This is a genomic window from Pseudoalteromonas prydzensis, from assembly GCF_011050055.1.
Lineage (GTDB): Bacteria > Pseudomonadota > Gammaproteobacteria > Enterobacterales > Alteromonadaceae > Pseudoalteromonas > Pseudoalteromonas prydzensis_A.
Genome location: NZ_DRGM01000172.1, coordinates 1 through 9,795 on the forward strand (window position 1 = coordinate 1; position 9,795 = coordinate 9,795).

A 9,795-nucleotide genomic window follows, 5' to 3' on the forward strand; every position below is an offset into this window, starting at 1 on the left:
CTAATTGCCCCTTTGTGAATAATTGTTTGAACTTTCTAATTTAAATTTTCACACAGACAAAAACGGCATTGCCAGAGCGTTCACCCCATGGGGTTATTTTTTCGTAGTCATGTTCAAACACATGTATTGCAAAATAAGGCTTTAGGGCTTCTTTTAACTGGGCAAAACTAACAGCGACCATTGGGTGCTCGTCGTGCCATATGAGTGTTTCATCTGCTGTTGCTTTATTTATACTGAGCTTTAATGACTGCTGTTCGCCACTGCCACTGTAATGCCAACCAGAGCGGAATGTGAATAAGCTGCCTGCATTTTCAGCGCTATGCTCTACAAATGACTCGTTATCGATGTGATTTTTATCAACAACGTTAAAGCAAAATATGCCACCGGCTTTTAGTGCATGGTGTACGCTGGTAATACAGTCTGTTAATTTATTAATGCCGTCGCAATAATGGATTGAATACAAAAAGCAGGTAATTAAATCCACTTGCTCAGGGATCACAAACTCACTCATATTTTGCAATGAAAATTGCGCTTCTGGGCAGCGAATGACAGCTCTATCTAGCATGGGTTGATTAATGTCGAGCCCACTACTTTGATAACCGTAGTCGATGAAATGACGAACATGCGGGCCCGTTCCGCACGCTAAATCAAGGTGGGTATTTCCGCTATTACCGAAAATCTGCTGTAGCCTGTGAATAAAATAGCTTTGGGCTTGATAATCTATATCTGCGCACATTAAGTCATAGTGATCAGAAAGGTCTGTGTATAACGCGTTCGCGGACATATAAGCCTAGTGGTTTGTAGTAGAGTATTTTGAGTCGCGCATAATAAACGAATTATCACCATTAACGAAGCAGATATGAAAGTAAACAGCGTTGTTGGGTTTAGTTTCATCAAACCCAACAACGTTTAATTTAACACCAAACTGCTTATAACTTAAAGCTTACCGCTGGCAGCTTTAGTTTATCCCTAAATACTTATGTACTTGTACGGATAAACGCCAGTTTTTTTCGATGCAGGTTTCAATTGCCAACTTAGTTGCAGAGACTTTTTGGCTAATTGGTTGCAGGTAAACAAGTTTGGGATTTACGCCTGTTTTTGCAAATAACGCTTCAAGCTCTGCAACGTGTTTTTGCATCGCGACTGGGTGTTTTATTTCATCGGCACGGTGCATGGCTGATGTAAGTACCTCGTAGCCACCGCGCATATTGATTTTTGGCGATACCGTTACCCAAGTTTGTGCTGGGGCGAGTATTTCGAAAGTGCCGCTGGTTTCTATTTGCGTGCTGTAGCCGTTAGCGTGGAGTAACTCACAAACAGGGTTTAAGTCGTACATGCATGGCTCACCACCGGTGATCACCACATGTTTGGCACGATAAGCACGCTCGGCAAACAAACTCAGTATTTGCTCAGCGGATGCATCTGCCCAGTGATCTGAATCGGCTTTTTTCTCAACCGTGTCGTCCAGTGATACTTTATACACATTATTCACTTCCCACGTTTGCTTAGTGTCACACCAAGCACAGCCAACGGGGCAGCCTTGTAAACGTAAAAATATTGCAGGCGTGCCAGTAAAGCTCGCTTCGCCTTGAATGGTTTCAAATATTTCATTAATTTTGTACAAAAGTATCTCACTTACTACTTGGCATTGATTATGAGCGTCATTAATTATTGAGCATGAAGAAAGCCGATTTGAAAAATCAAAAATCACGGTCAAAAATTGTTATTTATGCTCCAGCCGTGTAGTATATCGCGCCCTGATATAAACCTCTATTAAAACTAAGAGCAAAACAGTTATGACGCAAAAAGTAGTTGTGATTTATTCCGGCGGTATGGATTCATTTACCGTATTAAATAAAGCCCTGCAACAAGGCCATGAAGTGTATGCCCTGTCATTTGACTATGGTCAGCGTCATGTAAAAGAGCTTAAAGTTGCGGCCAGTGTCTGCGAAAAATTGGCCGTACCACATAAGATTGTTGATATTTCTGCGATCAATCAGTTAATTGGTGGCTCATCGTTAACGGATGATATCGATGTGCCAGAAGGCCATTACGAAGCCGAGAACATGAAAAGCACTATCGTGCCTAATCGCAACATGATTTTGCTGTCACTGGCTGTGGGTTATGCGGTATCACTCAAAGCGAGTCAAGTTTATTACGGCGCGCATTCTGGGGATCATGCAATTTACCCTGACTGCCGTCCTGAGTTTGTACAAAAAATGGATGATGTTTGCCGTATTGCGAATTACGATGCGGTGGAAATTTTCAGCCCGTATTTAAATGATACTAAAATCGATATCTTAACGGATGGTATCAAAATGGGCTTGGACTATAGCCAAACGTGGACTTGTTATAATGGCCGTGAAAAAGCCTGTGGTAAGTGTGGTGCTTGCCAAGAGCGCTTGGAAGCATTTAGCCTTAATAACATAACCGATCCTATCGAATACGAGTAAACAAAAATAGAAAGGCTATCATCGCGATAGCCTTTTTCTTACTGGTGATCCATGCAAGTAGCTCACAACCAGCGTTTTACCTGTAACTTATAATCGCTATATGCTTGGCCAAATATCTTCTGTAACTCCCGCTCTTCTGGAATAATTTGAAACCAGGTTAAATAGCTAATAAAAGCAATCACGCACAGCAGTGCCCACAGTGATGCTAACCACACTCCCCAAGCTGCAAGTATAAAAGCAAAACCCACATACATTGGATTGCGTGAAATTCTATATATACCTGTAGTCACTAACTCCGACGCTTGCGCTGGTTTTCTTGGATTGACGGTAGTGTTTGCTAACCGAAAACTAACCACTCCAGCAATACAAAATACACACCCTATAACCAGTAAAATAATCGCGGCGTAAAAAATAAAAGCGGTAAAATCAATTACGCTATAGTGAGCTATTATCGCCATAACCATAGCAAAAAAGAGTACTACGATAATCGGAGGAATTTTATTATTTAGCATACTAACTCACTGCCTTTGTTAAATTTAATGTATACATATTATTAAACACTCACCACACTGTATCACTAATGAATATACCGCTAAGGGTCGCGTTAATACAAATAAAGTTACAATTGTCAGCTTCATCATTTGCGCATTGTGGTTATACTTTACACACTGTGTAAAATAATAAGGAGTACACCATGTCAGGAACTACTATGGTCGTCATGATCGTATTTATCTCGGTTGGGTTTGGAGTAATGTACGATATGTATAAAAAACATTTAGAATTCAAGCACCGCACCCTCACTGATAACAAAGAGTCGAATAATCAAATTGCTGCTGTTACTGCTGAAATGCTCGCGTTAAAAGAACGTGTACAAACATTAGAAGCTATCGTGACTGATCCAAGTTACAGCGTAAAACATGAAATTAATAAATTATAATGATTGGCCACATTGCATTCGTTAATGTTTACGGCTCTAACACCTGAGTATAGCTGTTGATCACTTGTTGATAATAAATTGGGTTTTGATTAAGCATGCGCTGATAGTGGGTAAGCAATTTTTGCTGATATTGATAATGCAGTGGTTGCCCACGGTGCCACATGCTAGAGCCTGTCAGTGTTAAACTGCGCGTTGCCTGTTTGCTAATGTGTATCACTTCATAAAAGCGATTATTTTCACTGATAATCGCTTCATTTATTAGCTTCATTCCTTGCTCTAGCAACCCCTCTCGCACTTTATAAGTATGGTGGACAGGGCAAATAATAAATTCCAGCTCCGCTAATGCTTCATTTCTGTGTGTGTTCGCAAATTGCTGCTGCGCTGCTAAAATGTGGTTGATAAACCGCAACAATAACTCACCACCGACACCGGCGATGATCACTAAATTGCGTTGCTGAAAATTAAGCTCAATAGCCGCGACATCCATACAATGAACTTGCCAATGTGCAACACCTTGAATGGGGCTGTAACGAGCTAATTTAGCTGTCAGCTCGTCCATTAAAGCTGGCACAATATCAACAAAGTGCACTGTATTTGCCACTTCTCGCGCAACTAACTGCATTCCCAATAAACCATGATCACAACAACAGTCCCAAATGGCTTGATAACCAGGTTCAACAAAACTGTCTATTGTTGCTAACCGTTTACTTAAACGCATCGTTGTTACTGTGCTATTGCTTGGTAAACTAAGGCTTTTAAACTGCGATCACTATCCACATCTGTAAACCCTTGAGTGGGCGTCAGGCGCTCTACAAATTCAATGGCGCCTTGCGTATATTCAGCAATGAGCGCTTTAAATGCAGCTTCGCTAAGTTCAGGGCTATTAGCGCAGAGCAATAATTTAGTCTTCTCATTGAGCAACTCAGGTAAGCGACGCAGCACTTTTTGGTAATCTTTGGTTAAAATGAAACTACCCTTTTGAAAACTTGGCGGATCAACAATAATTAAATCAAATGGCGCGGCTTTTTTGAGTTTTCCGAATGACTTTAAAATATCGTGCGGTAAAAAACTCACACCACGATCAACACCATTTAGTTGATGATTTTGTTTGCCGGTACGTAACACACCTTTATTCATATCCATGTTGATCACACTATCGGCCCCACCATGCATCGCAGCAACCGAGAAACCGCAAGTGTAAGAAAATAAATTCAATACTTTAGCGTGTTTACTATGGGCTTGAACAAACTCTCGGCCACGGCGCATATCGGGGAATATACCGGTGTTTTGACGGCTCATTAAATCCACTAAAAACTCACACTCACCTTCTTTAACACTATGCGGGCTCGGAAGTTGACCAAATAACAGTTTATTTTCAGTTTGTTGTCCGGCGCGTTGTTGAAATACCAACGAGGTGATTAATTCTTTAGCGTGTTGTTGTGCCCATTGCCAAAGCTGCTCACTTAATTGCGTTAGCGTTTGTGAGTCAACGTCATCGTACGACACTAAAAATAAACACGGTGGGTAAAAGTCGATATTTAGATGACTCAAATGTTCGGTAGTGTGACCACGGCCATGAAACACACGACAAAGTTCATTGTCTGCTAAGGGCGCACTTTCAAGTGCAGTAATAAGGGGCGTAAAATTATGCATTTTTAATTAACTGTTGTTGTAATTCATGGATCTCATCACGAACGGATGCGGCTTTTTCAAATTCTAAATCACTGGCGTACGCATGCATTTTGGTTTCGAGTTGCTTAATTTGCACTGCGATCTCTTTCGCACTGAGCACTTGCTTACTTTGTTTACGGATCAGCTGTAAATTATCTTGTGGGCCAGCTCGCTCACCAACATCCATAATATCGGTGATCTTTTTAAGTAACGCTTGCGGCTCAAGGCCATGCTTAATATTGTAAGCATGTTGAATATCGCGGCGGCGCTGAGTTTCATCAATCGCTTTGGCCATAGATTTAGTAACCCGATCACCATACAAAATAGCACGGCCATTTAAGTGGCGAGCCGCACGACCAATGGTTTGAATGAGTGCCCGAGCTGAACGTAAAAAGCCCTCTTTATCGGCATCGAGTATTGCAACTAACGACACTTCTGGCATATCTAAACCTTCACGCAGTAAGTTAATACCTACTAACACATCAAACACCCCAGCGCGAAAATCACGAATAATTTCGACCCGTTCAACGGTATCTATGTCTGAATGCAGGTAACGTACTTTTACATCGTGCTCAGATAAATAATCGGTTAAATCTTCAGCCATGCGCTTGGTCAATGTGGTTACCAGCACGCGTTCATCAATTGCTACGCGTTTATAAATTTCAGACAATAAATCATCTACTTGAGTGGCTACTGGGCGTACTTCAATTTGTGGATCAAGCAGCCCCGTTGGACGAATAACTTGTTCGGCGATATCATCTCCACAACGCTCCAGTTCAAAATCGCCAGGCGTTGCTGATACATAAATTGTTTGTGGGGCAATGGCTTCAAACTCTTCAAAGCGCAGTGGCCGATTATCCATCGCTGAGGGCATACGAAAGCCATATTCCACGAGATTCTCTTTACGGCTGCGGTCACCTTTGTACATAGCGCCTATTTGCGACACCGTAACGTGGGATTCATCAATGATCATCAATGCATCATCGGGTAAGTAATCAAGCAAGGTTGGCGGTGGATCGCCCGGCGTGCGGCCAGATAAATAACGGCTGTAGTTTTCAATGCCAGAGCAATAGCCAAGCTCGGTCATCATTTCAATATCATATTGCGTACGCTGTGCAACGCGTTGCTCTTCGACTAATTTATTAGCACTGAGTAACTGCGCACGCCGATCTTTTAATTCCGCTTTGATATGCTCAACCGCATCAAGAATTTTCTCTCTGGGAGTGACATAGTGAGTTTTCGGGTAGATAGTTGCCCGCACAATGTGTTTTTCAACTGCGCCTGTTAATGGGTCGAAAATACTGAGCCGTTCTATTTCATCGTCAAACATTTCCACACGTACTGCAAAGGTGTCTGACTCTGCAGGGAAAATATCCACCACTTCACCGCGCACTCGATAGGTACCACGGCTAAAATCAATGTCATTACGGGTATATTGAATTTCAGCTAAACGGCGCAGCATATCGCGTTGATCCACTTTTTCGCCCACTTTTAGCAATAGCATCATCTTCATATATGATTTTGGATCACCCAAACCATAAATGGCTGACACTGATGCCACAATAATAGTGTCTCTACGTTCTAACAATGCTTTGGTTGCACTTAAGCGCATTTGTTCTATGTGCTCATTAATCGAGGCATCTTTTTCAATAAAGGTATCGCTGGCAACAACATAGGCTTCTGGCTGATAGTAATCATAATAGGAGACAAAATATTCCACTGCGTTATGCGGGAAAAACTCTTTCATTTCACCATAAAGCTGTGCTGCAAGGGTTTTATTATGCGCCATGATGATCGTTGGACGATTCAAATCATTGATAATATTCGCCATGGTAAAGGTTTTACCTGTGCCTGTAGCCCCTAATAAAGTTTGATGAGCAAGTCCGGCTTCTAATCCCTCACATAACTGTGCAATAGCGGTAGGTTGATCCCCAGCGGGTTTAAATTTAGACACCAGTTGAAAATGGTCGCTCATGCTTGGCACTCCTGTACAGCTTGGTTACTGATCATATTCAGTTCTTTGATAAACCATTTATAAGCTACAATTGCAGTAAATAAATTGCCCGCGGCAGCGCCAATCAGTAAACCCGGTAAACCGGCGTATAAATTACCAATGTAGGCAAATGGCACATAAAAAATAAACAGTCGGATCACACTCAAAATTAATGCATTCATTGGTTTATGTAAGGCATTAAACGATGAGTTGGTTAAAATAATCACACCTTGCAAACCGTAACTTAGCGGCAAGGTAAAAATAAATAATGTGATCACATCAATAACCAACTGCTCTTTACCAAACAACTCGCTGATCACACCTGAAAATACAATCAGCAGTAAATAAATAACAAACTGCCAAATCATCACAAACTTTAATGTTGTGGTGTACGCGTCTTTAACACGGCAAAGCTTACCTGCACCAAAGTTTTGACTAATAAATGGCGGTAAGGTCATCGATAAAGCTAACACCACTAGACTGGCGATAGATTCAATCCGACTGCCTACGCCAAATGCAGCAACAGCCTCTGGGCCATGATGAGCAACCATGGCGATCATCACCGCCATGGCAATCGGCGTTAACATATTTGCGCCTGCCGCTGGCAAACCAATTTTAAGAATTTTTCGTATAGAGCCTAATGGAGTTTGATTATTTGCAGTTAGGCTGAGCAAGCCTTTTTTTACTGCTAACAAATATAAAATAATGATAACGGCTACCGACCATGCAATTACGCTGGCGATCGCAGCGCCTTTAATGCCAAGTGCGGGGATTGGCCCAAAGCCAAAAATCAATACGGGGTCGAGCACAGCATTGATAAGCCCTGCTCCCCCCATCACTATACTGGGTGTTTTAGTGTCACCACTGGCACGTAATACTGAATTCCCCACCATTGGCGTTATTAAAAACACACTGCCTAAAAACCACACACTCATATACTCATGGATCAGCGGCAGTACTTGCTCCCCTGCTCCCAGCAATCTAAATATAGGGGAGATAAACACATAGCCAAATAGCGATAAACACACCACCATCACCACAGCAATTAATAATGCGATGCTGGCGTCAAAGCGTGCTTCTTCAATATTATTACTCCCCAGCGCCTTAGCAATAACCGCCGACGTACCAATACCCAAACCAATTGCAAGGCTTATCACCGTAAAAGTAACAGGAAAGGTAAAACTGACCGCAGCTAATGGCTCAGTGCCGAGTAAACTGATAAAAAATGTATCGACAATATTAAACATCATTAACGTGATCATCCCAAAAATCATCGGGATCGTCATTCTCTTCAGTGTTGGCACGATGGGATCATTTAATAAATCGGGAGCTGTGTTAGTCTGCAAAGTTGCGCGCATGGGAATAAATAAACCTCTTTTATTAAGCGTGGTATTTTAAAGCATCGAGGCTTTGCAAGCCATGCATTTATCAAGTGATTATAAAAAGGCCTAAAAAATCATAGAAAAGTGCTCTTTTTACACGCTTAATCACAATTTCACTTCGAACCACCATTAAAAACAATAAAGATACATTTTTATAACCTTTATCACAAAAACATCGCGGCTGGCGCTGCATTTTTACACAAAATTTGCGCCAATCGAATCGTCACGAATAAATTTACTCATCAACCTAACTCCTTTCAGCTTCTTTTTACAAGTCATTGTTTTAAAATGAGATAAAAAAACTGTTTTAAATGCTTGATATCCTCACAGCACCCTAAAAACATGGCTCTGCCAACGTTCTTAAAGTTTCATGAACAGAGTTATCCACAGAAACCGTGGATAACTCTTGCAAAGCCACGTTAATAAAGGCCTACAAAGGGACGACTAAAACACCCCAGTAACAATGTTGGTAAATACTAACTTTAGACAATTTGACTCAAACAGCTCAAAAAACATACTTAGCCCTTGTACCAATGAGCTACTGACTTTATTTGGATACCAACCCAGATCCAAAAACAAACATTAACTAGTTGAAATAAAACAACAAGTAAGAATTACATTACTATCGCAGTTAGTGTTACGACAATAAATTAAGCAGCAAGATCTCCACGTCATTTAGTTTTCAGCGCTTTTCATTCAGGGCAGATTAAATACACAGGTAAATTTAATCTGCGCGAGTTTGCAACTTTAACCACGTGCGTTAAAAAAGTGTATTTCATAAACTTATTCGTACAAAAGTACATAAATGCTCACTTTTTATAATTTACAGTACAGTCAACTTGACTGTTTAGTAACCTTGAAAAGTCGCAGTTTGATAAAACATCACGATCGAAAACAGTAAAATAAGGATAAAAAAAGCTACAAAACAGCCAGATCGAACATAAAAACATCGAACAGACTGCTTTTTTTTGTTTATCCGGTTTTATGTGTTGACACTTTGCAGCGCGGTCATTAATATTTCGCCCCGTTGAAAGGCACATACGCTTCCCCCTTAGCTCAGTTGGTTAGAGCGACGGACTGTTAATCCGCAGGTCCCCCGTTCGAGTCGGGGAGGGGGAGCCAATCTTTTCAACCATAAACGATTCCCCCTTAGCTCAGTTGGTTAGAGCGACGGACTGTTAATCCGCAGGTCCCCCGTTCGAGTCGGGGAGGGGGAGCCAAGTTTATGTAATATGATATTGTTCCCCCTTAGCTCAGTTGGTTAGAGCGACGGACTGTTAATCCGCAGGTCCCCCGTTCGAGTCGGGGAGGGGGAGCCAAATCATATAAATTTAAGTTATTGTAGTTCCCCCTTAGCTC

The 9,795-nt window shown here is 41.5% G+C and carries 9 protein-coding genes and 3 tRNA genes; 5 read left to right on the top strand and 7 right to left on the bottom strand.

The window, feature by feature from the left end:
- Window positions 1-40 precede the first annotated feature (40 nt).
- The gene (locus tag ENH88_RS16780) at window positions 41-784 is read right to left on the bottom strand and encodes a class I SAM-dependent DNA methyltransferase (RefSeq protein ID WP_304183961.1); all 744 of its coding nucleotides are present in this window, start codon (window positions 782-784) and stop codon (window positions 41-43) included.
- Window positions 785-958: 174 nt separating this feature from the next.
- A complete protein-coding gene (gene queE, locus ENH88_RS16785) occupies window positions 959-1,624 on the bottom strand; it encodes a 7-carboxy-7-deazaguanine synthase QueE (protein ID WP_304183963.1) in 666 nt (221 codons plus the stop codon).
- Between the two features lie 148 nt (window positions 1,625-1,772).
- On the opposite strand from queE, the gene queC reads away from it, so the two are divergent.
- Complete coding sequence (gene queC / locus ENH88_RS16790) at window positions 1,773-2,453, top strand: 7-cyano-7-deazaguanine synthase QueC (RefSeq protein WP_304183973.1); 681 nt, start codon at window positions 1,773-1,775, stop codon at window positions 2,451-2,453.
- A gap of 62 nt (window positions 2,454-2,515) precedes the next feature.
- Here queC and ENH88_RS16795 read toward each other — a convergent pair whose 3' ends face one another.
- Complete coding sequence (locus ENH88_RS16795) at window positions 2,516-2,965, bottom strand: methyltransferase family protein (RefSeq protein ID WP_304183964.1); 450 nt, start codon at window positions 2,963-2,965, stop codon at window positions 2,516-2,518.
- A gap of 182 nt (window positions 2,966-3,147) precedes the next feature.
- On the opposite strand from ENH88_RS16795, the gene ENH88_RS16800 reads away from it, so the two are divergent.
- Window positions 3,148-3,390 (top strand): hypothetical protein, encoded by a 243-nt coding sequence (locus tag ENH88_RS16800; protein WP_304183966.1) that lies wholly within the window; start codon window positions 3,148-3,150, stop codon window positions 3,388-3,390.
- 28 nt (window positions 3,391-3,418) lie between these two features.
- Here the strand turns inward: ENH88_RS16800 and ENH88_RS16805 are convergent, their stop codons facing one another.
- The 4 genes from ENH88_RS16805 to ENH88_RS16820 are packed head-to-tail and all read right to left on the bottom strand — an operon-like array spanning window position 3,419 to window position 8,412.
- Entirely contained in the window at window positions 3,419-4,108 is a 690-nt protein-coding gene (locus tag ENH88_RS16805; protein ID WP_304183967.1) for a tRNA (adenine(22)-N(1))-methyltransferase, read from the bottom strand.
- 5 nt (window positions 4,109-4,113) lie between these two features.
- The gene (locus ENH88_RS16810; protein ID WP_304183969.1) at window positions 4,114-5,043 is read right to left on the bottom strand and encodes a class I SAM-dependent methyltransferase; all 930 of its coding nucleotides are present in this window, start codon (window positions 5,041-5,043) and stop codon (window positions 4,114-4,116) included.
- Complete coding sequence (uvrB, locus tag ENH88_RS16815; RefSeq protein WP_304183970.1) at window positions 5,036-7,036, bottom strand: excinuclease ABC subunit UvrB; 2,001 nt, start codon at window positions 7,034-7,036, stop codon at window positions 5,036-5,038. Before uvrB ends, ENH88_RS16810 begins: the two co-directional genes overlap by 8 nt.
- Window positions 7,033-8,412 carry an MATE family efflux transporter gene (locus ENH88_RS16820; RefSeq protein ID WP_304183971.1) on the bottom strand — a complete coding sequence of 460 codons (1,380 nt, stop codon included), beginning with the start codon at window positions 8,410-8,412 and terminating at the stop codon, window positions 7,033-7,035. The genes uvrB and ENH88_RS16820 overlap by 4 nt, the downstream gene beginning before the upstream one ends.
- A 1,069-nt stretch (window positions 8,413-9,481) precedes the next feature.
- Here ENH88_RS16820 and ENH88_RS16825 point away from each other — a divergent pair.
- From ENH88_RS16825 to ENH88_RS16835, 3 genes are all read left to right on the top strand, one after another.
- Window positions 9,482-9,558 (top strand) — tRNA-Asn (locus ENH88_RS16825).
- 21 nt (window positions 9,559-9,579) lie between these two features.
- Window positions 9,580-9,656: transfer RNA gene (locus ENH88_RS16830), tRNA-Asn, on the top strand.
- Between the two features lie 22 nt (window positions 9,657-9,678).
- Window positions 9,679-9,755 (top strand) — tRNA-Asn (locus ENH88_RS16835).
- Window positions 9,756-9,795: the final 40 nt, after the last annotated feature.

Coding starts and splice junctions, on each gene's coding strand:
- ENH88_RS16780 (WP_304183961.1), bottom strand. CDS start 784: ATGTCCGCGAACGCGTTATACACAGACCTTTCTGATCACTATGACTTA.
- ENH88_RS16795 (WP_304183964.1), bottom strand. CDS start 2,965: ATGCTAAATAATAAAATTCCTCCGATTATCGTAGTACTCTTTTTTGCT.
- ENH88_RS16800 (WP_304183966.1), top strand. CDS start 3,148: ATGTCAGGAACTACTATGGTCGTCATGATCGTATTTATCTCGGTTGGG.
- ENH88_RS16805 (WP_304183967.1), bottom strand. CDS start 4,108: ATGCGTTTAAGTAAACGGTTAGCAACAATAGACAGTTTTGTTGAACCT.
- ENH88_RS16810 (WP_304183969.1), bottom strand. CDS start 5,043: ATGCATAATTTTACGCCCCTTATTACTGCACTTGAAAGTGCGCCCTTA.
- uvrB (WP_304183970.1), bottom strand. CDS start 7,036: ATGAGCGACCATTTTCAACTGGTGTCTAAATTTAAACCCGCTGGGGAT.
- ENH88_RS16820 (WP_304183971.1), bottom strand. CDS start 8,412: ATGCGCGCAACTTTGCAGACTAACACAGCTCCCGATTTATTAAATGAT.